This window comes from Bacillus vallismortis (assembly GCF_004116955.1).
GTDB classification, from domain to species: Bacteria; Bacillota; Bacilli; order Bacillales; family Bacillaceae; genus Bacillus; species Bacillus vallismortis.
In genome coordinates this window covers 2,224,064-2,248,864 of the sequence record NZ_CP026362.1, presented here as the reverse complement: position 1 = coordinate 2,248,864, position 24,801 = coordinate 2,224,064, and the positions used below count along the sequence as shown (strand labels likewise).

Sequence of the window (24,801 nt, the reverse complement as noted above, 5' to 3'; positions counted from 1 at the left end):
CCTTTTAAAATTTTCATAACATAAAATAATGCTTTACCCCTCACTATTCGAATAGATCTCTAAAATTCGTAAAAATTGCTGATCACATATCGGATTATAGAATAACTCTAATAACATAAAAACCCTTTTTTCCGGAAGCTTCGGTAAAAAACAAAACTTTTGACTCTATGATTTCACGTTATAATGTAAACGGTTACATTTATAGTGTACTTATACTATCATTTATTCAAGCGGATACTGACAGGAAGGATAGAAAACAGATGAAATACATGAATACAAGACAAAAAGAGATTTTGTATCTGTTGTTATCTGAACCTGATGACTATTTAGTTGTGCAAGATTTCGCAGACAGGGTACAGTGTTCTGAGAAAACGATCAGGAATGACTTGAAAGCGATCGAGGATTATCTCAATGAACATTCTCAGGCCCAGCTCATTCGGAAACCAGGGTTAGGCGTCTTTTTACATATAGAGGAACAGGAAAGGGCTTGGTTAAGCCAACAATTACATACAGTACATGTCCATTCTAGGCGGCGGACAGATGAAGAAAGAATGCTGCAAATGGCTTATGACTTATTAATGAATGTAAAGCCTGTTTCCGCAAAAGAAATGGCCGCTCAGCATTTTGTCAATCGATCTTCTATTAAAAAGGATCTATGTGCGGTAGAGGAGTGGCTGAAGCGATTTGATCTCACACTGGTTTCGAGGCAGCGGCTTGGATTAAAAGTTGAAGGGAACGAAAAAAATAAAAGAAAAGCACTGGCAAGAATATCTGATTTGATTGAAAGCACCGAGTTTGCAAGCCAATTTATGAAAAGCCAGTTTTTAAGTTATGAAGTCGACTTTGTGACGAAAGAAATCAAAGCATTACAAAAAAAGCATTCTCTCTATTTTACAGATGAAACATTTGAGAATTTGCTGCTGCATACTTTGTTCATGGTTCGCCGGATCAAAATGAAACAGCCGATCTCGTTGTCCCCAAAAGAAATGGCGGCCGTAAAAAGGAAGAAAGAATATCAATGGACATTTGCTTGTTTGCAACGGCTTGAGCCGGTTTTTGCCATCCGTTTTCCTGAAGAAGAAGCCGTGTATTTAACATTACATATATTGGGCGGGAAAGTTCGTTATCACTTACAGCAGCAAGAAGAGACCCTTGAAAACGCTGTGCTTCCTAAGGTGGTAAGGCATTTAATCCATCGTGTTTCAGAGCTGAAAATGCTGGATTTTCACAAAGATCAGGATTTGATTAACGGATTGAGCATTCATTTGAATACTGTGTTACAACGGCTGAGCTACGATCTTTCTGTATCAAATCCTATGCTTTATGACATCAAAAAGATGTATCCTTATTTGTTTCACCTGATCATTGACGTTTTGGAAGACATCAATCAAACGTTTGATCTTCATATTCCCGAGGAAGAGGCGGCATATTTGACACTGCATTTTCAGGCAGCGATCGAACGAATGCATCACAGCAGCGAGACGCGTAAAAAGGCGATCATCGTCTGCCACATGGGCATTGGGATGTCACAATTGCTGCGGACGAAAATTGAACGGAAATGTCATCAAATCGCTGTCATGGCTTGTATCGCAAAATCGGATTTAGCGGACTTTATAAAAAAGCATGAGGATATTGATCTTGTCATCTCCACCGTTGCTTTGGAATATATAACGATTCCTCACATTGTTGTATCACCGCTTTTAGAGCCTGGCGATGAGAAAGAATTGAACGTATTTGTCGATCAGCTTGAAAAATCGCAACGCGAAAACAAAACATTTCAAATGCTGAACAATACAACGCCTTTTTTGGTATTTTTGCAGCAAGAAGCAGAGCACCGCTACAAGTTAATTGAACAGCTGTCGATTGCTTTGTTTGAGAAAGGCTATGTTGAAAAAGAGTATGCGGTTCATGCGGTGATGAGGGAGAAAATGGCGGCGACAAATATCGGGGCAGGCATAGCCATTCCTCATGCAAACGTTAAATATATCAAACAATCAGCCATCGCGATTGCCACATTAAAAGAACCGCTTGATTGGGGAAATGAGAAAGTATCGCTTGTTTTTATGCTCGCTGTCAAACACGAGGATCAAAATATGACAAAGCAGCTGTTTCGTGAGCTTTCATATCTCAGTGAGCAGCCGGCTTTCGTCCAGAAGCTGACGAAAGAAACAGACATCATGACATTTTTATCTTATTTGGATTATTAAAGCAGGGATTGATTCCTTGCTTTTTTTGTTTATAAGGAAAAATGCCTTTATTTCCGAAATTAACGGTAAAATAAAGCCATTTTTACAGCCTGATTTCAGTATACAGTTGAGACAAGATCTTATGATTCATAGTGTAAAGGAGGATGTATATGAAACTGTTGGCGATAACCTCTTGTCCGAACGGAATTGCCCATACGTATATGGCAGCGGAAAATCTGCAAAAAGCTGCCGACAGATTAGGCGTTTCCATCAAAGTCGAGACCCAGGGCGGAATCGGAGTGGAAAATGAGCTAACCGCGGAGGACATTCGGGAAGCGGACGCGATCATTATTGCGGCAGACCGCTCGGTAAACAAAGACCGGTTTATAGGCAAAAAATTGCTGTCTGTCGGGGTTCAGGACGGCATTCGCAAACCGGAAGAATTGATTCAAAAAGCACTTAGCGGGAATATCTCGGTCTACCATCCCGCTTCAAAACCGGTATCAACCAATCAACAGGAGAAGAAACAAAATCCGATTTACCGACATTTGATGAACGGTGTTTCGTTTATGGTTCCTTTCATTGTCGTCGGCGGTTTATTGATAGCGGTTGCATTAACGCTTGGGAGCGAAAAAACGCCAAAAGGCTTAGTCGTTCCGGATGATTCTTTCTGGAAAACGATTGAACAGATCGGCAGTGCTTCATTTTCGTTCATGATTCCGATATTAGCCGGGTATATCGCCTATAGTATCGCTGATAAACCGGGGCTTGTGCCTGGGATGATCGGCGGATATATTGCAGCGACTGGAAGTTTTTATGACAGCGCAAGCGGCGCCGGTTTCCTCGGCGGTATCATAGCCGGATTTTTGGCCGGCTATGCTGCCCTTTGGATCAAAAAATTAAAAGTTCCAAAAGCAATCCAGCCGATTATGCCGATTATTATTATCCCGGTGTTTGCATCACTGATTGTAGGTTTGGCGTTTGTGTGTTTGATCGGCGCACCTGTAGCCCAAATTTTCGAATCTTTAACGGTATGGCTGGCAGGTATGAAAGGGTCGAGCTCGATCCTGCTGGCATTGATTTTAGGTGCGATGATCTCATTTGATATGGGCGGTCCCGTAAACAAAGTGGCATTTCTATTTGGATCGGCCATGATCGGAGAAGGAAACTATGAAATTATGGGACCGATTGCCGTCGCCATTTGTATACCGCCGATCGGCCTCGGCATTGCAACGTTCTTAGGAAAAAGAAAGTTCGAGGCATCTCAAAGAGAAATGGGGAAAGCGGCATTTACGATGGGACTCTTCGGTATCACTGAGGGAGCCATTCCATTTGCGGCGCAGGATCCTCTTCGGGTCATTCCCAGTATTATGGCGGGTTCTATGACGGGTTCTGTGATTGCGATGATTGGAAATGTCGGAGACAGAGTGGCGCATGGCGGACCTATCGTCGCAGTGCTTGGCGCAGTTGATCATGTTTTGATGTTTTTTATTGCTGTGATTGCGGGATCTCTTGTCACTGCTCTGTTCATCAATGTATTAAAAAAGGATATTACGGTGGCGTCCCCTGTGCTCAGCGAAACTACACCGCCAAGTGAAGCTGCTGCGGCGAAAGAAATAACGCAGCCGACTCAAGCCGAAAGCCAAAAAGCCGGGATGACGGAAATCAAAAAACTGACAGACATCATCAGCCCAGAGCTGATTGACCCACATTTATCCGGAGAGACCAGGGACGACATTATTGATGAAATGATTCAACAGCTGTCACAGAGAGGTATGCTGCTGTCCGAGAGCGGGTTTAAACAAGCCATTTTGAAACGTGAACAACAAGGCACAACGGCGATTGGCATGAATATCGCAATTCCGCACGGAAAATCTGAGTCGGTCAGGGAACCGAGTGTTGCCTTTGGGATCAAACGATCAGGCGTTGGCTGGAACAGCCTCGATGGATCAGATGCGAAATTAATCTTTATGATAGCTGTCCCGGAAGATAGCAGAGGGAACCAGCATTTGAAAATATTGCAGATGTTATCCCGGAAACTAATGAATGACAGTTATAGGAACCGGCTGCTCTCCGTGCAAACAAAAGAAGAGGCATACAAGCTGCTGGATGAAATCGTGTAATGCGGGGGGATTTTCATGACGACTGAACCGTTATTTTTCAAGCCTGTTTTCAAAGAGAGGATTTGGGGCGGCGCCGCTTTAGCTGATTTCGGTTATCACATTCCGTCAGAACGAACAGGGGAATGCTGGGCTTTTGCTGCTCATAAAAATGGGCAAAGCGTTGTTCAAAACGGGATGTATAAAGGGTTCACGCTCTGCGAATTATGGGAGCACCACAGATATTTATTCGGACAGCTTGAAGGGGACCGTTTCCCTCTGCTTACAAAAATATTAGATGCGGACCAAGATTTATCCGTTCAGGTGCATCCGAACGATGAGTTCGCCAATATACATGAAAACGGAGAGCTCGGAAAAACCGAATGCTGGTACATCATTGATTGCGAAAAAGACGCAGAGATCATTTACGGCCACAATGCAAAAACAAAGGAAGAACTGATCTCGATGATTGAACTTGGAGAATGGGAGGAGCTTTTGCGCCGCGTAAAGGTAAAGCCGGGGGATTTCTTCTATGTGCCAAGCGGTACCGTTCATGCGATTGGAAAAGGCATTCTCGTTTTAGAAACACAGCAGAATTCTGATACAACCTACAGATTATATGATTACGAGCGAAAAAATGCAGAAGGCAATATGCGCGAGCTTCATCTGGAGAAGAGCTTAGAAGTCATAGAGGTTCCATCCATTTCAGATCGTCACACTATTCAATATGAACAAACAGATGATTTGCTTACAACCACGTTTGTTGAATGTGCTTACTTTACAGTGGAAAAATGGCGTTTAACAGGAGCTGCGACATTAAAACAGCAAAAACCGTTCCTTCTGGTCAGTGTGATTGAAGGAGAAGGCCGTATGATCTCCGGTGTGAATATCAATACCTTCAAAAAAGGAGATCATATGCTGCTGCCGTACGGTTTTGGAGTATTTAAACTGGAGGGGCGGGCAGAGTGTATCGTCTCTCATCTATGAAACGATCTAGATAACAAGTGTATCAATTCACGCTTGGCTTGACGGTCGCAGAATGGAAAACCCTTCTTAAATGGAAGGGTTTTTTTGATGGTATGAAAGGATGTGATCAGCTTCCTTCATTTAAACCACACTCAAGCAATGCAAAATCACCAAATAAAAGAGCTGTTATTTATCGTATTGCTTCATCTTCGAGCCATTTCTTTTCAGTTATCAAGTTAGAACAGATAAGAATGCAACGAATGAAAGAAAGCATGCTGGACAAACTGATAGGGATGAAAATGAAGAAAGGAGGATGAAAATGAAAAAATGGCTGCAAATGATAGGTGCGTTGTTCCTATCCAGTTTTGTATTAATGGGCTGTAATAATAATCAAGATGAAAATAATGACAACAATGCCCCAGATGTTGAAGAGAACGATCAAGATCATAACGGAAACAACCAAGATACGGACAATAACAACGTGCCAGGTGTCGATGAGGATGATACCATCAATCAAGATGATGAAAACGATAATGAAGCTGATCCAGAAGATCCAGTTGAGGATGCTGAAGATACCGATAAAGATAAGAAAGATGAATAAGGAAACGGAATTAATCATTGTTGAACCCGCTCTCAGTATAGAGGGAGGGTTTTCCCTCTTTTTATGGGAGCCTGCTTTTGTTTTAATTGCTCACCAATTGGCATGCAAAGGTTCCCGGCCCATATTGATGCAGCGCTTGATTTTATCATTGGTCAGTGCAGGGAAAATCGGTATGGACCTAAAAATAGTGCAGCAAGAATAAGCCAAAGCATGTGAGCAATCATTTGCTGAACTTGTATACATGGTACGCAACGAGATTGGGATATAAAGGGCAAATGAAAAAGCTTAGACCCATAGACTAAGCTTTTTACGCATCTCTTTCAAATATCATTTCAAAATAAGCAGCCGCTCCATACCCGTTGATACTGGGCGCAAAAATCTGAATGAATTACCAGCCTTCTTTGGCATAGTCATGGATGATTTGCTGGTAGTCTTCTTTAGGCCTTCTTCTCATGGTACTCAGTTCAACTCTTACGAATTCATACTCCTTCATCGTTTGAAACCTCCTTGTGAAGATATACGTTAGATTGGCAAAGAAGTTTCGAAGTCTTTAAGAAAGTGTTTATTCAAATGGAAATATAAATCCATTCAAGAGGGAGAAGCCTCATAAGTTTTTCATCTAGATAGGTTTCCTTTTTACTTCTCTTTTTGTTCATGTACTAAATATAGAAACATGTCTATTCTTTTGTTTGTTTTTGGCTTATAATACCTGATGATGGAAAAAAGAGTCGAGTTTATGATTGGAGAACGAGATGTATTTGTTAGCAATTTTATTTTTGTGGTTTAGCGCACACCCGATACTAGGCTGGGGGACGTACTGTCTTTTCGTTTATGGATTTATTTTTTCTTGTATTGGTTTTAAGAAAAAGGTACACGTCCCGATCCACGTATTAAGGATGCTATATATTTTTTTCATGCCGTTACTACATTTTCTAATGTTCTTATTTTCATTAGGAGAGAGTACAGCATCAGCCGGTTCGAGCTTTCCGCCGCTTTGTTTATCGCAAAAGATTTATTTTTTTTCAGAAGCGTTTTTCATTTGTTTGCCTGAACTTAGCAAATGGCTGGCTGAAAAAACAAGGACTTCTTACAATCAAAACATGCAGTGATGCAGGCATGTTTTTTCTCCGAATGGAGTTTGCATGATCAATGTAAGAAAGCGATGGTATTTCATGAACAAAGAACCTTAAAATATATACTCATGATTTTTTCAATATGTGCAACTCTTCATGAAACCGATGGTATGCGTATTGCTGATAGCTGGATTTTGAGTGAGATCGTCCGGTTCTTGATTTGCATGGCTGTGTTTTTTTGCGTGGCATTTCTATTAGAGGCTGTGTTTCCAAACAAAAAAGAGTCACATTAATGTGTGGCTCTTTTGCATGATAATCACCTAATCAATAACATGACAAATGAATCTGCCATCATGAAGAAAAACAGCAAGCAAAAATAAACGAGCGAGTAGATAAACATATCCTTTGCCCACTTCACGTCATCGTCCGTTTTGAATCCCTGGATGCTTTTTTTGATCCATATGCATCCGAGAATCAGGGCTGCTAAGAAATAAAATGAGCTGATATGGGCGGCGGGAAGAGAGAAAGGAAATAATAGTGTGACCGGCACCAGAACTGCAATATATTGAAGCATTTTTATTTTTGTTACATGATTTCCTTTTACAACAGGCAAGAGCGGAACGCCCGCTGCCCGATATTCCTCTTTGCGTCTGATTCCAATCGCCCAAAAATGCGGCGGCTGCCACAGAAACATGATCGCGTACAACAGCACTGCAGTCATACTGATGTCACCGGTTACCGCACAATACCCCATCAATGGCGGCGCAGCTCCGGGAAAGCTCCCGACAAATGTACTCCACACAGAAGTTCGTTTCACCCATATGGTATAGATGATTGCATAAAAAATAAAAGCGGCCAGTCCGAGAAGGGAAGTTAATGGATTGAGGGAGTAGAGCATCGCAAGACCGGTGATTCCTAAAACAGAACCATACGTGACGATCATGGCTGGCGGCATTTTCCCTGTGACCGACGCTCTGCTGCGGGTGCGCGCCATTTTTGCGTCCATATGCCGGTCAAAATAATTGTTATAGACAGTGCCGGAAGCCATAACAAATGCAGTTCCGAGCATTGCTGTCACCATTGTCATCAAAAAAGCCATTCCTGTTAATGGTTTTTCTGCGCTTGCAAACGCGATCCAGAATCCGCCGAAGGCAGCGATCGAGTTTGATATGATAATCCCGGGTTTTGCAAGTTTGATAAAATCGTAAACTGTTACCCGATTTGAAGGTTTTATGTATTTGGCTTCAGAAATGGCTGCAGAATCACTTGTATTCTCCAAAAAGACACCTCCCCAAAACTGCATGCTTTTGTAATCGTAACAAGACGGCTATAGAATCACAATTATTTCCTAGATTTGTCATAATATTGTCGTTTTTAAAACAAAAAAATGGGGAGCTGGACTGCCCCCATTTTGATTAATGGCGCTTAGTATCCGTATCCTCCGCCATATCCTCCGCCATATCCGCCGCCGAAGCCGCCGCCGAAGCCGCCGCCGAAACCGCCGCCATAACCGGACCATGGATAGTAAGGCGGTCGTGGGCGCGGGTAATAGTAAGGCGGCCGCGGATAGAACGGTCTTGGGTAATAATAAGGCGGATAAAAAGGCGGTCGTGGGCGCGGATAATAATAAGGCTGTCTTTCATCATAAGGTGTCATTTGTTCAAATGGCTGTTCATTCAAAGGGTATTCCAAGAGGAAAACCTCCCTAGCTTTTTTTATTCCTTTTACCATATTCTCGATGTTTGAGTTGGGTGTATGTACATTCTTAAAATCGTTTTTTTTATGATGAATTCTCTGAAGAAAAGGATTGACAAGAACTTCTAAATCTCATAACATTACAAATATGAAATAAATATTACTTTAATGTTACAAAAATATTTCTAAATAGATACAGTTTTAACTAATGAAACATAAATCGAAATGGTCATGAAGGAAGGAATTTGGGGTGTTGGCAAAAAGAATCAAATGGTTTCATATCTTATTAACAGTTGTATGTGTGGCAGGCCTCATTGGCTTTTTCCATAATTCACTGAAAAAAGAAACAGTCATGACGAAAGTAAAGGCTGATTCTCAATATGGGAATGTGGAGATCGCTACGCTTGTGAATGACGGTAAAACGTTCAATTACGCGGTCAATTATCCTGTTTTTAAAAATGAAAAAATAGATGGGGTATTAAAGAGTTTCGCAGAGAAAGAGGTTCGCCAATTTCAAAAGGAAACGAAAGACGTCGATCAGGAACATACAAAAAAACGCAACGAATTAAACGTTGATTATAAAATTGCCCATTATGCCAAGCAGACAGTAGCGATTGTATTTCATGAATATCAATATATCGCCGGTGCACATGGACAAACCATTACAAAAACGTTTAACTATGATTTTAGTAAGCAAGCTTTTCTTTCAATTGATGATATTTTCAAAGAGGACGCCGACTATTTACATGAGCTTTCGTTCATTGCGTATCATGAGTTGAAAAAAGATAAGGACATTCGTGCGGATGATGCCCTATTAAAGGAAGGAACGGCACCGAAAAAAGAAAATTTCAGCCGCTTTGCCATCAAGCAAGATTATATCGAATTTTATTTCGATACGTATCAGGTCGCGGCAGGCTATCTTGGAGAGCGATCGATTGCGATTAAGAAAAGCCTTTTAAAAGACATTGTGAAAGAGCAATATATTGATAAAGAAAAAAACAAAAATAAAATAAAAGAGCAAAAGCCGAAGCATGAAGTGATTTCATTGCCAAAAGAGGAAGCGATTGATCCCCATCAAAAAGTCATCGCTCTTACTTTCGATGACGGCCCGAATCCTGCGACAACAAATCAGATTTTGGACTCCTTGAAGAAACATAAGGGGCATGCCACGTTTTTTGTTCTTGGGAGCAGGGTGCAATATTATCCGGAAACACTGAAAAGGATGCTGAAAGAAGGGAATGAGGTGGGGAACCATTCATGGAGCCATCCGCTTCTCACAAGGCTTTCAGTGAAAGAAGCGTTAAAGCAGATTAACGACACGCAGGATGTGATTGAAAAAGTAAGCGGATACCGCCCAACGCTTGTAAGGCCTCCATACGGCGGCATTAATGATGAGCTGCGGAGCCAATTGAAAATGGATGTCGCATTATGGGATGTTGATCCGGAAGACTGGAAAGAACGCAATAAAAAAACGATCGTTGACCGGGTCATGAGTCAGGCGGGAGATGGAAGAACCATCTTGATTCACGACATTTACCGCACCTCTGCTGATGCGGCCGATGAAATCATCAAAAAACTCACCGATCAAGGCTATCAATTGGTGACAGTCTCCCAGCTTGAAGAAGTTAAAAAACAAAGAGAAGCGAATTAATACGAAAAGGCTGCGCGGATGTTTTCCGTTTGGGCAGCCTTTTTTCTTTTTAGTAAGAGCCTGTGGTGGCCCAAACATTCAGATTCGGCCCTGAATACTTGCCGAAAGCGTAAGAAGTCCTTGGGTCTAAATCATAAACCATCGGTGTATAACAAGATTTTTGGCCGGCCACCGCTTTTCCGTTGCCGCCTGCAGAATCACAATTGTATCTCTTTTTGTCCGTGTTCCGTGTAATCTCCGCATTTGCTTCAAAGCCTGTTGCCAATGTGTTGTTCATCGTGATTTTTGCCCAAGCCGTTTTACATGTACTGCTGAATTTAAGCTCGACCACTCCGATGACTTGATTGTTGGCATTCACTAAGTTTGAAGATTTTTTTGTAGTGCCGCTGGACGCGCAATCATTGTAATAAGGGCTTTTTCCATCGTAGGCATGGGTTTCCGCATTGGCGGGCGTTCCTTTAAAGGCACACATAAATACAACTGCGAATAACACCAATGAAGCCTTTGTAAACCGTTTTTTCATGTCCTTTATGACCTCCTTCATATGGCAAACAATACATCATACGGGGGAACAGTCAAAACATGCATGCTTTTTTGTGAACAATAAAGGCGGCCGGGAGGATGGAGCTCCCGGCCGCCTTTGGTATGAGGTTAAGCTTTTACATCAATGGTTTGTCCGAGCGTCGAATGCTGAATCATCTTTAAGGTTTGATCGGCATTTTGCTGGGCGGTATCCAGCATTTTTTTCGTTAAGGCAACCTCAACATTTTGGGCAAGTGATGCTTGATGCATCGCAACTGATAAAGCGGGAATATCCATCGTTCCACCTCCTATGCCTTACCTATCGGCGGCTTTGGATGATTTTACAGTGCAAAAGGGCTTAATTTTGCATGTTGACCCTTACGCTGCGGCATACCGTATGTTTTTAACAAGGGGAAATCAGGATGAAATTTGTAATGGAAAAAACCTTTGAGCAATATGAAAAGTTGTTTTCAATGGAAGAACAGAAAAGAGTTGATGAGTTTCGGTATACGATGATGAAGCCATTTGAAAAGATGTGGAGCGCCATCCATGTTCCGCTAAGAGCGAAGGAGCAGAACGGCTATGATGTCCTCATGGCTGTGAAAATGCTTGGTTATTTGGATGTCCGTGATGCTGAAGCCGGGCAGAAAGCACTGCAAATACTGAAAGAATCATGTGCTGAAGAGACAGCTGAATCTGCGCTGCGGCAATGTATCCATTTTGCTGAGCGTGAACAGATGCGGGTGAATGCAGACAAGATCAAATTCGGCCTTTATATCGCTGATCCCACTAAACTTCAGCTGCAAAAAGGCTATTGCGGATTTGGCGGGATACCGGGCTTTATTCATGTATGGATGAATCCGGACAGCTATAACCTGCCGAGGATTCCTTCCATTATTGCTCATGAGTTTCATCATAATCTGCGGTTTTCGTATGTTGATTTTCATCATGGCTCTGTGAGTGTCGGGGATTATCTTGTGATTGAGGGGTTGGCTGAGTCATTTGCCAGAGAACTGTTTGGCGATGAGCAGTTGGGTCCTTGGGTAACACGTTTTGATCAAGAAGATCTGCGGCATTCCATTGATGTCATCAATGAGGTGCTAGATGTGAAAGGCTTTTCGGAGGTGAGCCGTTATATGTTTGGTGATCCAATCGCGAAAGTCCAAGGCTATGAGCCCGCGGGATTATCAGCCTTTGCCGGTTATGCGGTTGGGTATCATGCCGTTCAGTCATTTATGGCTCAACATCAAGTTACGATAAGCGAGGCAACGCTCTTGGATGCGGAGACCATTCTTTCCCATTGCGGCCTGTTTGGCAACTGAAAAAGCGTCACATGTTGCGGCGCTTTTTGAGTCCCAAAACGATCAATTCTATGGCGGTACAGAGTGCAATTCCGATCGTATACGCCTCGATATCGCTCCATAAAAAACCGTATCCCAGTACAAGGCCGCCAAGAGAAGTGTCTCTGATCTGGTCGATCCAATCTGCGTGATACAGCTGGCTGATTTCAATGAAAAAACAGAAAGAAAGGCTGATAATGCCCGTCATTATTGTATTCATTTTCTGAAATAAAAACCCGCATCCCGTAAAGATCATGGCGGCCCACAGCGAGTCCCCCAGATAAGGATTGACATCATCCGGCAGAACACTGGAGAATGTTCTGGATCCCAGCCCTATCGTCATGATGATGATGGTAAGAGCTGCATATACCCATCGTTTTCGCTTCATTGAAAATTGATACCCCGTCTCTGCTCAACTCCCATGATTGTAAGGAATATTCCTCTGCTTGTCCAATTAAAAAGCGGCTGACGAGCCGCATCAAGTATTTATTTTGCTTTAAGGTTTACATGGTCAGCGGCCTGGTCCGTGCCCATTACAAAATGGAGTTCATATTGGCCTGTATCATATACATAATCGATCTCGTCGGTGAATGGGACGGTTAATACTCGATTTGCGCGGCCTAATTCATTTCGCAGCACTTCCGGGGTAACCCCGCCTACATTCTGCTGCCGCTCCACGCCGGTTCCAAAGTAGCGGATTTCTGAAATGGTCATGTCTTGATGGTAGGAAAACCCGTAGCCCGGCTGCCCCATATTCCAGCGATATAATTCAAATCGATTGTCTCCGGCAATCGGCCTTTCCGGTTCCCCTAATGCGGCATGGACGTCGCCTTTCGTGCTTTTGTTAATGACAAGGCCTTGCGCCTGCTTAGGCATTTCCCCTTTATAGGCGGTGTTATAGAGATCTTTGACAAGCTCGTCGGCAGATTGATTCGTGTCTTCGGAGAGCGTGGCTGCTTGAGTTTGATTTGGAAAGGGGGCTGCGCCAAAGCCGGATAGAGTGCCTGACAGTGCGGCTGCCGCTGTTAGAACAGACATTGTTTTTTTCATGCGATCCCTCCTTTTTTATCTACCATCCCGTTTCCCGGTGTAATTGGGATAAAACCTTTTAGTGCGCTTTGGATGTTTTATTGATCACTTGTAAGGGAACAGAAATGGGTAATTCGGTATATACACAAGCAAGAAAGGGGAATGGAGATGGCTGAACAGAAAAAAATCACAATAAACGGCGTTGAAATGGAAGTGTCCGAAGGCCAGACGGTGCTTCAGCTCTTGAACAACAGTTCAATTGAAGTGCCGCAAGTTTGCTATCATCCCAGCTTAGGGCCGATTGAAACATGTGATACGTGCATCGTCAGCATCAATGGTGAGCTAAAGAGGTCGTGCTCCGCTGAAGTAAAGGATGGAGACGTCATTGATACGCTTTCGCCTGATGTGAAAAAAGCGCAGGTCATTGGGATGGACAAGATTTTATATAATCATGAGCTTTATTGTACAGTTTGCGATTACAACAACGGGGGATGTGAAATACATAATACGGTGAAAGAAATGAAAGTCAATCACCAAAGCATCCCGTTCGATCAGAAGCCTTACCATAAGGATGAATCAAATCCGTTTTACCGGTACGATCCGGATCAGTGTATTTTGTGCGGCCGCTGTGTTGAAGCGTGCCAGGACGTTCAGGTGACTGAAACACTGACCATTGACTGGGAGCGGAAACGACCGCGCGTCATTTGGGATAATGATGTGCCGATCAATGAGTCGTCGTGTGTGTCATGCGGCCACTGTTCAACGGTTTGTCCATGTAATGCGATGATGGAAAAAGGAATGGAAGGGGAAGCTGGATATTTAACAGGAATCAATGACGAAACACTGCGTCCGATGATCGAGATCACAAAAGGCGTAGAAACAGGTTACGGCTCCATTCTTGCCATTTCTGATATGGAATCCGCCATGCGTGATGAACGAATCAAGAAAACGAAAACCGTCTGCACATACTGCGGGGTCGGCTGCAGCTTTGATGTTTGGACAAAGGGCAGAGACATTCTAAAAGTCGAGCCGCAGGAGGAAGCGCCGGCGAACGGCATTTCTACCTGTGTGAAAGGAAAGTTTGGCTGGGATTTCGTAAACAGCGAGGAGCGCCTGACAAAGCCGCTGATCCGCGAAGGCGACCATTTCCGTGAAGCGGAATGGGAGGAAGCGTTAACCCTGATCGCCAGCAAGTTCACCGATTTGAAAGACTCGTTTGGCCCTGATTCACTGGCCTTTATTACATCCTCTAAATGCACAAACGAGGAATCCTACCTTATGCAAAAGTTGGCCAGAGGAATCATCGGCACAAATAATGTGGACAACTGCTCGCGCTATTGCCAATCTCCCGCAACTGCCGGCCTGTTCCGGACAGTTGGCTATGGCGGTGACTCAGGGTCGATTACAGATATCGAGCAAGCGGATCTTGTATTGATTATCGGCTCAAACACGTCAGAGTCCCATCCGGTCTTGTCCACGCGCATTAAACGGGCTCATAAGCTGAAAGGGCAAAAAGTGATCGTAGCGGATATCAGAAAGCACGAAATGGCAGAGCGCTCTGATTTATTTGTTCAGCCACGTGCAGGTTCAGATATCGTCTGGCTGAATGCCATTGCCAAATATTTGATTGAAAACGGCAAGGCTGATGAACGATTTTTAAGAGAAAAAGTGAACGGACGGGATGAATATGTGAAAAGCCTCACGCCGTACACACTTGAATATGCGGAGAAGAAAACCGGAATAGATCGAGAAACGCTCATCCAAATGGCCGAGATGATTGGTCAAGCAGACAGTGTATGCGCATTGTGGGCAATGGGCGTGACACAGCATATTGGCGGAAGCGACACGAGCACGGCGATCTCGAATCTGCTGCTTGTGACAGGAAACTACGGAAAACCGGGCACAGGCTCTTATCCGTTGCGCGGCCATAACAACGTGCAGGGGGCGAGTGACTTCGGGAGCATGCCTAACAAACTGCCTGGCTATGAAAATGTAACGGATGAACAAGTCCGCCAAAAATACGAGCGGGCATGGGGTGTGCCGATGCCGAAGGAGCCGGGCATGACCAATCACGAAATGATTGAAAAAATCCATTCAGGCCAGCTGAAAGCGATGTATGTAAAAGGGGAAGAAATGGGTCTTGTCGATTCCAACATCAATCATGTGCACGCCGCATATGAAAAGCTTGATTTTTTTGTGGTGCAGGACATTTTCCTATCACGAACAGCCGAGTTTGCCGATGTTGTTCTTCCTGCGAGCCCAAGTCTCGAAAAAGAGGGAACCTTTACCAATACAGAACGCCGTATTCAGCGGCTGTATCAGGTGTTTGAACCGTTGGGCGAATCAAAGCCTGATTGGCAAATTATTATGGAAGTAGCCAATAAGCTTGGCGCTGGCTGGTGCTATGAACACCCTAGTGACATTATGGAGGAAGCAGCGATGCTGTCGCCGATTTATGCCGGCGTTACCTATGAACGTCTTGAAGGCTACAATTCTCTGCAATGGCCTGTAAGCGCTGATGGAAAGGATTCGCCTTTACTCTTTACAGAGCGGTTTCCTTTTCCGGACGGCAAAGCCATTCTTTATCCTGTTCAGTGGACGGAGCCTGATGAATTCGGTGAGGAATATGATATCCACGTCAACAATGGGCGGCTCTTAGAACATTTCCACGAAGGAAACTTAACCTACAAATCAAAAGGGATTTCGGAGAAAACACCGGAAGTATTCTTAGAAATTTCTCCTGAGCTAGCGGCAGAACGGGGAATTGAGGACGGAACACTCGTCAGACTCACATCGCCTTTCGGAAATGTCAAAGTGAAATGTCTGATCACTGATCGTGTCAAAGGGAAGGAAGTATATCTGCCAATGAACGATTCAGGGGAAGCAGCGATCAACCTGTTAACTAGCAGCCATGCAGATAAGGATACCGATACGCCGGCATACAAAGAAACATCAGCCAAAATGGAAATTTTGAAGCGCGACGGAACCAACCCGCTCCCTAAAATCAATCACCGCAATGGCAACCCGCAGCCGCAAATCGGTGTGCAAGTGCAAAAGAAATGGGCGCGGAAGGATTATATATTCCCTGGCGACGCAGTGAAAAGGGGGATTGGGCGTAATGGCTAAAGCAATTAAACAAATCCAGAAAATCCAAGTAACCGAAGAGGATCAGCGTAAGCGTGATATGAAAGAAATTGAAGATGCATTAGTTGAAAATAAGGAAGCCATTCTAGAAACGCTGCAAATGCTCGGCCACATGAACGAGCGCGGCGCCCTGCCATTGCTCCGCGGCCTTTTTGGCCAAGGGGATAAAGTCCTCGATATTCTAGTGAAAAAGGCAGATACAGAGGAAACGGCCAATACGCTGAAAAATCTGCTTCTTCTGTTTGGAACGCTCGGCATGCTGGATGTGAAACAGCTGGAGCCCCTCATTTTGAAAGTGAATGCGGGTGTGGCAAACGCGGTGGAACAGAAGGACAGCGAAGAGAAAACAGGTTATTTCGATATCATCCGTTCGCTCAAAGACCCGGAAATCAACAAATCCATTACACTGCTTTTCTCGTTTTTAAAAGGAATGGGACAGGATACAAAGGAGATGGAACGCACGACTCAGCCTCCGGAGCATCAAAAACAACAACAGGAACCTCGAGAGAAAAGGGACATGAATAAGCGAGATTGACCACCTGCCCGAGCCGGCTGCTGCCAGCTCGGGTTTTTTGATAAAAAGGACTAATGAACTAGTGAAAAATGTTCAAACACCAGAAAAGAGTCAGTTGGTAATGGATAAAATAGATAAAATCATTACTTTCTTACCTGTCAGGAAAAGGTAAAACCTGATTATAATAGAAATCGATTACTTTAGATGGGGGAACAGTCGTGAAAAAAGTCTTAATACTATTATTTGCCCTGACGATCGGGCTTGCGCTTTCCGCGTGCAGCCAATCGAGTGACGCGTCAGAAAAAGAAAAACCGAAAGAGAAAAAATCGGAAGAAGAGCTTAAAAAGGAAATTGATAAGGAATTGAAAAAACACGGTGAGCCGAAGATTAAACAAGATGATCAAATACATAAAATAGGAGAAACGTTTAAAGCAGGACATACGAATTTTACAGTGAATAAAGTTGATAGCGTGCAAAAAGGTGAATATACGGAAATTGGAGGAGCTGTAGACTCTAAGTCAAAAACATTAAAAGAAGATGAGGAACGGCTCATTATAGAAGTTACGATAGAAAACATAGGGAAAGACTCGATAAGCTACAATTTCATGGGGTTAGACTTAAAAGATAAGAATGATCAATCAGTCCGGCCAGTTTATTCTATTGAAGAGCAGGGCAGAATACTTTTGGAAGGAACACTAATATCAGGGAAAAAGGTTACAGGTGTACTCAGTTATGTCATCCCTAAAGGAGAACAAAAACATTACACACTGGTATATAATCCGTTTTTAGCTGATATCACAAGCAGTAATTTTGAAGAGAGAGTGAAGGACAATATGGATTATTTGGTGAAGTTAGATTAGAAATAGATTGACAGTTGCACGTTTTCATCAGTGGGAAACGTGCTTTTTTATAGTGACAAATCATGTGAAAGGATGAGTGATCAAAGTGCAAACCAAATGGCTGGAACGGGCGCTGCGGATTCGGGCGATCGCACAGGCGGGACTCGCTTTTTCCAAGGATGTGTATGACAGGGAAAGGTACGAAGAGCTGATGAAGCTCAGCGTAGAGATGATGGCGGATTACTCACAGACGGAAATGGAAGTCATCACTGATTTATGGAAGGGCGAGAAAGGCTATCCGACACCAAAAGCGGATGTGCGCGGCGCAGTATTCCGAGACAATCAGATTTTGCTTGTTCGGGAGAAGCATGATGAGCTGTGGTCACTGCCGGGTGGGTTTTGTGAGATTGGGTTATCGCCGGCTGAAAACGTGATCAAGGAAATCAAAGAAGAGTCGGGGTATGACACAGAACCGTCTCGATTGCTGGCCGTGCTAGACAGCCATAAGCACACTCATCCGCCTCAGCCGTATCACTATTATAAGATATTCATTGAATGCAGCATAACAGGGGGACATGGTGAAACAGGAATTGAGACGAATCATGCCGCTTTTTTTCCGGAAGACAGGCTCCCGCCGCTTTCTCCAAAACGAAACACACCCTCACAGCTCAGCATGCTGTTTGACTTTTTGCGCCATCCGGACAAGAGAACGATATGTGACTAAGCAAAGAAAGAGCCTTCCGGGTTCTTTCTTTTTTTATAGCGTAATATGTTTTACGATGCGAGTTTTATGGCTGGTTTTTTGTTTTCACTTTTCCTTCTAATCAGCTGCCGACATCTTGTTTTTTAAAAAGGGTCTAGAGTTGCCACATTTTAGTTCATCATAGAGTCAGATAGTTCGCATAATGGAAAAGTCATTTTTGAGAGTTAGTGCTATTGGCTGAAAATAGGGGGATTTTCTTATTGGAACGTGTGCAATTGAATGCATATTGAATTTGCATGCTTATGTCTAAGGTCACGTTGTGAGCCAAAGGAGGGGTGCAGAATAGAAAAAAATTGAGAGATTATGGTAAGATGAACGAAATTCGAGAGGGAATATATGATGCCTGCATTGGACATCGTGATCGCCTGCCTGCTGTTATCAATCTGTCTATACTTGATTGTCCCTCTCTTTCTCGAAAGCGGGAGGTGAAGACGAACGTTATTTGCTGAATTCTTTCAAGGGGAGTGACAATACATGAATGTGCTGAACCAGCGGCAAGCCTTGCAGCGAGCACTGCTCAATGGAAAAAACAAACAGGATGCTTATCATCCGTTTCCGTGGTACGAATCGATGAGAAAGGATGCGCCTGTTTCCTATGATGAAGAAAACCAAGTGTGGAGCGTTTTTCTATATGATGATGTCAAAAAAGTCATTGGCGATAAAGAGCTGTTTTCCAGTTATATGCCGCAGCAGTCAAGCGCTATTGGAAATTCCATCATTAACATGGACCCGCCAAGGCATACGCAAATCCGTTCTGTAGTGAATAAAGCCTTCACGCCGCGTGTGATGAAGCAATGGGAACCGAGAATTCAGGAGATCACAGATGAACTGATTGAAACGTTTCAGGGGCGAAGCGAGTTTGATCTTGTGCGCGATTTTTCATATCCGCTTCCGGTCATCGTGATATCTGAGCTGCTCGGGGTGCCTTCTGAGCATATGGATCGGTTTAAAACATGGTCTGATCTTCTGGTCAGCACGCCGAAGGATAAAAGTGAAGAAGCTGAAAAAGCCTTTATGGAAGAACGAAACAAGTGCGAGGAAGAACTGGCCGCGTTCTTTGCCGACATCATAGAAGAAAAGCGAAACAAACCGGCACAGGATATCATTTCAATTTTAGTGAAAGCGGAAGAAACAGGCGAGAAGCTGTCAGGAGAAGAGTTGATTCCGTTTTGCACGCTGCTATTGGTGGCCGGGAATGAAACCACAACAAACCTGATTTCAAATGCAATGTACAGCATATTGGAAACGCCGGATGTTTATGAGGAACTGCGGAGCCATCCTGAACTCATGCCTCAGGCAGTGGAGGAAGCCCTGCGTTTCAGGGCGCCAGCACCGGTTTTGAGGCGCATTGCCAAGCGAGATACAGAGATCGGGGGACACCACATGAAAGAAGGTGATATGGTTCTGGCTTTTGTGGCGTCAGCAAATCGTGATGAAGCGAAGTTTGACAGGCCACACCTGTTTGATATTCACCGCCATCCCAATCCGCATATCGCGTTTGGGCACGGCATCCATTTTTGTCTTGGGGCGCCCCTTGCCCGTCTTGAAGCGAATATCGCGTTAACGTCTTTGGTTTCTGCTTTTCCTCATATGGAATGTGTCAGTATCACACCGATTGAAAACAGCGTGATATACGGATTAAAGAGCTTCCGTGTGAAAATTTAATAGAGAAGGAGAATGGAGATTCATGAAAAAGTACCATATTTCGATGATCAATATCCCGGCGTACGGGCATGTCAATCCTACGCTTGCATTAGTAGAGAAGCTTTGTGAGAGAGGGCATCGTGTCACCTATGCCACGACGGAGGAGTTCGCGCCTGCTGTACAGCAAGCCGGCGGAGAAGCATTGATCTATCGTACATCCTTGAATATTGACCCTAAACAAATCAGGGAGAAGATGGAAAAGAATGACGCGCCGCTCATTCTCTTAAAAGAATCACTGAGCATCCTGCCGCAGCTTGAGGAGTTATATCAAGATGATCAGCCTGATCTGATCATCTATGATTTTGTCGCGCTGGCTGGAAAATTGTTTGCTGACAAGCTTCATGTGCCCGCTGTCAAGCTTTGTTCATCCTATGCCCAAAATGAATCCTTTCAGCTCGGAAGCGAAGACATGCTGAAAATGATAAAAGAGGCCGAGGCTGAATTTAAAGCCTACTTGGAGCAAGAGCAATTGCCGGTTGTTTCATTTGAACAATTAGCTGTGCCGGAACCATTAAATATTGTGTTTATGCCGAAGTCTTTTCAAATCCAGCATGAGACGTTCGATGACCGTTTCTGTTTTGTCGGCCCTTCCCTTGGAAAACGGACGGAACAAGAAAGCCTGTTGATTGAAAAGGGTGATCGCCCGCTTATGCTGATTTCATTGGGAACGGCGTTTAACGCATGGCCGGAATTTTACAAGATGTGCATCGAGGCATTTCGGGATTCTTCGTGGCAAGTGATCATGTCGGTCGGGAAAACGATTGATCCTGAAAGCTTGGATGATATCCCTGCTCACTTTACCATTCGCCAAAGCGTGCCGCAGCTTGAGGTGTTGGCGAAAGCCGATTTGTTTATTTCTCATGGCGGGATGAACAGTACGATGGAAGCGATGAATGCCGTTGTGCCGCTTGTTGTTATTCCGCAAATGTATGAGCAGGAGCTCACCGCAAAGCGTGTCGATGATTTAGGCCTCGGCGTTTATTTGCCGAAAGAGGAAGTAACGGTTTCTAAGCTTCAGGAAGCGGTTCAGGCTGTATCCGGTGATCCAGGGGTGTTAAACCGCGTCAAGAACATGCGAAAGGATGTAAAAGAGGCGGGCGGAGCGGAGCGTGCGGCAGCTGAGATTGAAGCGTTTATGAAAAAATCCGCGGTTACACAATAAATCACAAAAACCGAAATCAAACATTCGATTTCGGTTTTTTTGTTTAAATGTTCTTTTTCATTCCGCATCTCCGGCATTCTCTTAGAAATTTTCCGCCTTTAACAGAGCTTTTGAACAGTGTGTAATCACAGTTATCGCAGCGCCCGCTGCGGACGTCCGGGTATTCATTGAATTCGTAAACGATCGTTGTATCGAAGCCTTTAGTCTCATATTCTTCTTTTGTGTCCATGGCGAACCTCCGTTAGAAAACATGTCTGCTGTTTATATTACAGCAAGCTGCCGGCGTATTCAATGGATTTTAGGGGCTTAGGTTGATCTTGATTTCTCCCTTGGTTTGCGCCACAATAGCTTTATTAAGCTCGTATACATAAAAACATATGCATAGAGGAGAGGAAGCGGGTATGGGAAAAGGATTACATGGAAAACGCGTGGCGATCGGGGGCTCCCGAAAAACGGAAGAGATCAGCACAATCATTGAAAAACAGGGCGGAACACCTGTCATCCGTCCTCTCCAAGGAACGGTTTACTTAGCAGAGAAGCAGGTGGAGCCGGATTTGCGGACGTTTGTGGAGGAGAAAGCTGACTGGGTCATTTTCACGACAGGCATCGGCACGGAGACGCTTGTCGATATGGCAGAGAAAATCGGTCTGAAAGATGAGTTTCTGCAGGCCATTCGCCAAGCGAAAGCGGCATGCCGGGGATACAAAACGCTGTCTGTGCTGAAAAAGCTTGGGATCACACCCCAAGCTTCTGATGAAGACGGGACAACAAGAGGCTTAATCCGTTCTCTGGAGCCCCACGATTTTTCTGGAAAAACAGTCATGGTGCAGCTTCATGGAGAAAATGCGCCGGCCCTCATGGCATTTCTTGAAGAAAAGGGCGCGTCTGTCCTGCCGATTCTGCCTTATCAGCATATCCCGCCTGAGAAGGAAACAGTGGATAAGTTATGCCGGGAGCTGATGAATGGTGAGATCGACGCCGTTTGTTTTACAACGGCCATTCAGGTTCGTTCCCTGTTTGACTTTGCCAGGGAGCGCGGCTATATCAATGAAGTGAAGGCTGTATTCGAAGAGCGCGCTATCGCTGCGGCTGTCGGCAAAGTGACCGCGGAAGCGCTGAGGGAAGAAGGCATGACAAGATTGCTCGCTCCGGAGATTGAACGGATGGGCGCGATGATTATTGAGCTGTCTAAGTATTATGAAGAAAAAGAATAACCAGTACAAAAGCCGCTTTTCCGAAAGGAAGCGGCTTTTTGTATGCCGGCAAAAGACTGAAGCTTGCATCTGAAAGTGAAAACGGCTCCTGAAGCCTCCCCGCATTTATACCCATCAGCTGTTTTTATACTGTCAAACTTCGAAGCATTATGTTTTCATAGCACATTGTTTTCTTTTCGTGAGGCATTCAATTTTGTCTGCAATTCTTCTTTTATTTCATGCAAACGCTGATCTACCGAGACCTGCGGGATTTTATAGCCAACGAAGAAAGGGGAAACAACGAATCGCGGCACGATTTTGCAGATGATCTTTTGATTTGTATGATAGAAAAATAAATTATAGCTTGTGCATTTATAGCTGAAATCTTGGGTCAAATAGGTAACAGCTGTTTGAATATAATCAGCCATCAGGTCAGTATTCTCCAGCGAGTCACTAATGATCACATTCATTTCCGTAAAACCCATAATCGGATCGCTCGACAGATTGAATTCAGCTTTATTAGGATGTTCTGCAACCTTGATCCCCAGAAAATTCTCATATGAAAGTGATTCCATATAATCCGCATGTTTCAATCCGACAATCTGCATATGGGCGTGTTTTATACTGCCGCCAGAAAGCGGGCCGTGGTTTTTATACAATATGACGCTTTTGTATTGAGGATCTTTCTCCATATGTATTAATTTCTCTAAACCAAACTGTATCAGTTTTCTCATTTTTTGAATGCTGTAAGTCGTTATATCTTCGTCACACTGGCCTGTCTCAACAATCAGCGTCTGGTACGTATCCTGGATGGTAGGGTATTTATTTTCGAGCCAAATCATATCCCCTTCTGTTTCTAAAATGCCGGTGAGGTTATCTCGGTCACAAAAAGGACAGGCGTTTTGTTTATTGACAATGGTTTCAGGTTTTTGGGCACCGATATAGCTGGAAAAATATAATTTTTGCATTTGATAAAACGACCTTTCAAAATTTTCTAAATTTCTTATGTCACTTTTACATTCTATATGGGTTACATTCTGCTTTCAATATTTTCTTTATTTTTGTTTACATTCACCAAAAAAATAAAAGAATTTATTTTTTGTGAAAAATAATAATGCGGAATGTTCACGTTTCCAAAAAGCGTAAAATCCCGACATGACGCAGGTTTAAGACTGTTTATTCGTGAGCCGAAACTTATAAATTCAAAATTTATAAAAATAAAAATGTTTTGAAAATAATAGTTTACAAATATTACCCATCTGTGTATATTAGGAAATATCTTATGGAAAGGAGAAAATTGGGAGTATTTCACCACAAAAGGAGCGAGTGAGAACATGACAACATCGCATTTTAAAAAAGGCGTGCTTTTTTGCCTGATTGCAGGTATTTGTTTTGGAGCGCAGTGGCCTGTCGCCGGAAGAGCTCTGAAACATATTGATCCATTCTTTTTTACATTGATACGTTATTTGATTGTGGCAGTGGTGCTATCTGTCATTCTGTTTTTTACAGAGGGGGCCAAAAGTTTTAAAACAGAAGGGAAACTGGTTCCAATCTGGTTTTATGGGAGTATGGCATTCTGCGCTTATAATTTTCTTGTATTTTTAGGGCAAAAGATGGCGGGCGATAACGGGGCTATTTTAGGCTCTATTTTAATGGCGCTGATCCCAATGGTGTCATTGCTTGTTTTATGGGTGTACAAAAAGAACAGGCCGGCGAATGTTACATTGCTTTTGGTTGCGGTGTCCTTCATCGGTGTGCTGCTGGTCGTGACAAAGGGAGATATTGCTTTCTTCGCAGACAGTAATAAGCAGGCAGTTCCTATTATTCTCATGTCAATCAGCGTGTTAGCCTGGGTTCTTTATACGATTGGAGGCAGCAGCTTTCCGGAATGGTCATCCTTGCGTTACACGGCTTTGAGCTGTATTTTCGGAAATATTACGTCTATTGTTGTTATTTTAATATTCGTACTATTAGGAAAAGTGGAAGTGCCTTCTGTCGATCAAGTCATGGACATCAAGTGGGAAATGATTTACATGAGTATTTTTGCAGGTGTAATCGGCGTATTTGCATGGAATATCGGCAATAAGATATTGACACCAATCAATGGTTCTTTGTTTATGAACTTGGTTCCGATTGTCTCGTTTATCATTTCCATCATCGCAGGGTATAGAATGTCGCCTGTTGAAGCGGGCGGGGCTTTCTTAACGATCGGTGCGATTGTATTAAATAATATTTTTCAAAGACGTCAGTCTGTCATGCCTGCGGTAAAGACAAGCAAAAAAGAAGCGGTATAGCATCAAATCCAATCAAAAAGGGGTTT

At 43.6% G+C, this 24,801-nt stretch carries 23 protein-coding genes and 1 pseudogene; 15 read left to right on the top strand and 9 right to left on the bottom strand.

The window, feature by feature from the left end; translation table 11 throughout:
• Positions 1-260 precede the first annotated feature (260 nt).
• The 5 genes from manR (at position 261) to BV11031_RS12105 (ending at position 6,054) form a co-directional block, all read left to right on the top strand.
• Positions 261-2,207, top strand: a complete 1,947-nt coding sequence (manR, locus tag BV11031_RS12130; protein WP_010329430.1) for a mannose transport/utilization transcriptional regulator ManR — start codon at positions 261-263, stop codon at positions 2,205-2,207.
• A 149-nt stretch (positions 2,208-2,356) separates the two neighbouring features.
• Complete coding sequence (locus tag BV11031_RS12125; protein WP_010329431.1) at positions 2,357-4,309, top strand: fructose-specific PTS transporter subunit EIIC; 1,953 nt, start codon at positions 2,357-2,359, stop codon at positions 4,307-4,309.
• Between the two features lie 15 nt (positions 4,310-4,324).
• The gene (gene manA, locus BV11031_RS12120) at positions 4,325-5,272 is read left to right on the top strand and encodes a mannose-6-phosphate isomerase, class I (protein ID WP_010329432.1); all 948 of its coding nucleotides are present in this window, start codon (positions 4,325-4,327) and stop codon (positions 5,270-5,272) included.
• Between the two features lie 298 nt (positions 5,273-5,570).
• On the top strand, positions 5,571-5,852 hold the full coding sequence (locus tag BV11031_RS12110; RefSeq protein ID WP_010329434.1) for a hypothetical protein: 282 nt from the start codon (positions 5,571-5,573) through the stop codon (positions 5,850-5,852).
• Positions 5,845-6,054, top strand: a complete 210-nt coding sequence (locus BV11031_RS12105) for a hypothetical protein (RefSeq protein ID WP_010329435.1) — start codon at positions 5,845-5,847, stop codon at positions 6,052-6,054. Before BV11031_RS12110 ends, BV11031_RS12105 begins: the two co-directional genes overlap by 8 nt.
• Positions 6,055-6,159: 105 nt before the next feature.
• On the opposite strand, the pseudogene BV11031_RS12100 reads toward BV11031_RS12105, so the two are convergent.
• The 3 genes and pseudogenes from BV11031_RS12100 to BV11031_RS12085 all read right to left on the bottom strand — a co-directional run bounded on the left by BV11031_RS12100 (position 6,160) and on the right by BV11031_RS12085 (position 8,617).
• Positions 6,160-6,345: pseudogene (locus BV11031_RS12100) on the bottom strand (DUF4177 domain-containing protein).
• 896 nt (positions 6,346-7,241) lie between these two features.
• Positions 7,242-8,228 carry a heme o synthase gene (gene cyoE / locus BV11031_RS12090; RefSeq protein ID WP_041952560.1) on the bottom strand — a complete coding sequence of 329 codons (987 nt, stop codon included), beginning with the start codon at positions 8,226-8,228 and terminating at the stop codon, positions 7,242-7,244.
• A gap of 122 nt (positions 8,229-8,350) precedes the next feature.
• Entirely contained in the window at positions 8,351-8,617 is a 267-nt protein-coding gene (locus BV11031_RS12085) for a hypothetical protein (RefSeq protein ID WP_026014481.1), read from the bottom strand.
• A gap of 253 nt (positions 8,618-8,870) precedes the next feature.
• Between BV11031_RS12085 and BV11031_RS12080 the strand changes: the two genes are divergently transcribed.
• Positions 8,871-10,271, top strand: coding sequence for a polysaccharide deacetylase family protein (locus BV11031_RS12080; RefSeq protein WP_010329440.1), 1,401 nt, complete (start codon positions 8,871-8,873; stop codon positions 10,269-10,271).
• Between the two features lie 49 nt (positions 10,272-10,320).
• Here BV11031_RS12080 and BV11031_RS12075 read toward each other — a convergent pair whose 3' ends face one another.
• Positions 10,321-10,794 (bottom strand): YjfA family protein, encoded by a 474-nt coding sequence (locus tag BV11031_RS12075; RefSeq protein WP_010329441.1) that lies wholly within the window; start codon positions 10,792-10,794, stop codon positions 10,321-10,323.
• Between the two features lie 128 nt (positions 10,795-10,922).
• Positions 10,923-11,090, bottom strand: a complete 168-nt coding sequence (locus BV11031_RS12070; protein WP_010329442.1) for a YjfB family protein — start codon at positions 11,088-11,090, stop codon at positions 10,923-10,925.
• Positions 11,091-11,215: 125 nt separating this feature from the next.
• Here BV11031_RS12070 and BV11031_RS12065 point away from each other — a divergent pair, with 125 nt between their 5' ends.
• Entirely contained in the window at positions 11,216-12,115 is a 900-nt protein-coding gene (locus tag BV11031_RS12065) for a DUF2268 domain-containing putative Zn-dependent protease (RefSeq protein WP_010329443.1), read from the top strand.
• A gap of 7 nt (positions 12,116-12,122) precedes the next feature.
• Here the strand turns inward: BV11031_RS12065 and BV11031_RS12060 are convergent, their stop codons facing one another.
• Positions 12,123-12,521, bottom strand: coding sequence for a ribosomal maturation YjgA family protein (locus BV11031_RS12060; RefSeq protein WP_010329444.1), 399 nt, complete (start codon positions 12,519-12,521; stop codon positions 12,123-12,125).
• 98 nt (positions 12,522-12,619) lie between these two features.
• Positions 12,620-13,183 (bottom strand): YjgB family protein, encoded by a 564-nt coding sequence (locus BV11031_RS12055; protein WP_010329445.1) that lies wholly within the window; start codon positions 13,181-13,183, stop codon positions 12,620-12,622.
• 147 nt (positions 13,184-13,330) lie between these two features.
• On the opposite strand from BV11031_RS12055, the gene fdhF reads away from it, so the two are divergent.
• The 6 genes from fdhF to BV11031_RS12025 all read left to right on the top strand — a co-directional run bounded on the left by fdhF (position 13,331) and on the right by BV11031_RS12025 (position 21,288).
• On the top strand, positions 13,331-16,288 hold the full coding sequence (gene fdhF, locus BV11031_RS12050) for a formate dehydrogenase subunit alpha (RefSeq protein WP_010329446.1): 2,958 nt from the start codon (positions 13,331-13,333) through the stop codon (positions 16,286-16,288).
• Positions 16,281-16,841: a helical membrane plugin domain-containing protein gene (locus tag BV11031_RS12045; RefSeq protein ID WP_010329447.1), complete on the top strand. Its 561-nt coding sequence runs from the start codon at positions 16,281-16,283 to the stop codon at positions 16,839-16,841. The genes fdhF and BV11031_RS12045 overlap by 8 nt, the downstream gene beginning before the upstream one ends.
• A gap of 197 nt (positions 16,842-17,038) precedes the next feature.
• The gene (locus BV11031_RS12040; protein ID WP_010329448.1) at positions 17,039-17,680 is read left to right on the top strand and encodes a DUF4352 domain-containing protein; all 642 of its coding nucleotides are present in this window, start codon (positions 17,039-17,041) and stop codon (positions 17,678-17,680) included.
• A 76-nt stretch (positions 17,681-17,756) separates the two neighbouring features.
• Positions 17,757-18,383, top strand: coding sequence for an NUDIX hydrolase (locus BV11031_RS12035; RefSeq protein WP_082246331.1), 627 nt, complete (start codon positions 17,757-17,759; stop codon positions 18,381-18,383).
• Between the two features lie 513 nt (positions 18,384-18,896).
• Positions 18,897-20,087 (top strand): monooxygenase YjiB, encoded by a 1,191-nt coding sequence (gene yjiB, locus BV11031_RS12030; protein WP_010329450.1) that lies wholly within the window; start codon positions 18,897-18,899, stop codon positions 20,085-20,087.
• Positions 20,088-20,109: 22 nt separating this feature from the next.
• Positions 20,110-21,288 (top strand): macrolide family glycosyltransferase, encoded by a 1,179-nt coding sequence (locus BV11031_RS12025; protein ID WP_010329451.1) that lies wholly within the window; start codon positions 20,110-20,112, stop codon positions 21,286-21,288.
• Positions 21,289-21,331: 43 nt separating this feature from the next.
• Here the strand turns inward: BV11031_RS12025 and BV11031_RS12020 are convergent, their stop codons facing one another.
• Complete coding sequence (locus tag BV11031_RS12020) at positions 21,332-21,517, bottom strand: DUF8096 family protein (RefSeq protein ID WP_010329452.1); 186 nt, start codon at positions 21,515-21,517, stop codon at positions 21,332-21,334.
• Positions 21,518-21,689: 172 nt separating this feature from the next.
• On the opposite strand from BV11031_RS12020, the gene BV11031_RS12015 reads away from it, so the two are divergent.
• A complete protein-coding gene (locus BV11031_RS12015) occupies positions 21,690-22,502 on the top strand; it encodes a uroporphyrinogen-III synthase (RefSeq protein WP_010329453.1) in 813 nt (270 codons plus the stop codon).
• 155 nt (positions 22,503-22,657) lie between these two features.
• Here BV11031_RS12015 and BV11031_RS12010 read toward each other — a convergent pair whose 3' ends face one another.
• Entirely contained in the window at positions 22,658-23,449 is a 792-nt protein-coding gene (locus BV11031_RS12010; protein WP_010329454.1) for a DUF4931 domain-containing protein, read from the bottom strand.
• 366 nt (positions 23,450-23,815) lie between these two features.
• Between BV11031_RS12010 and BV11031_RS12005 the strand changes: the two genes are divergently transcribed.
• Positions 23,816-24,775: a DMT family transporter gene (locus BV11031_RS12005; RefSeq protein ID WP_010329456.1), complete on the top strand. Its 960-nt coding sequence runs from the start codon at positions 23,816-23,818 to the stop codon at positions 24,773-24,775.
• Positions 24,776-24,801 lie beyond the last annotated feature (26 nt).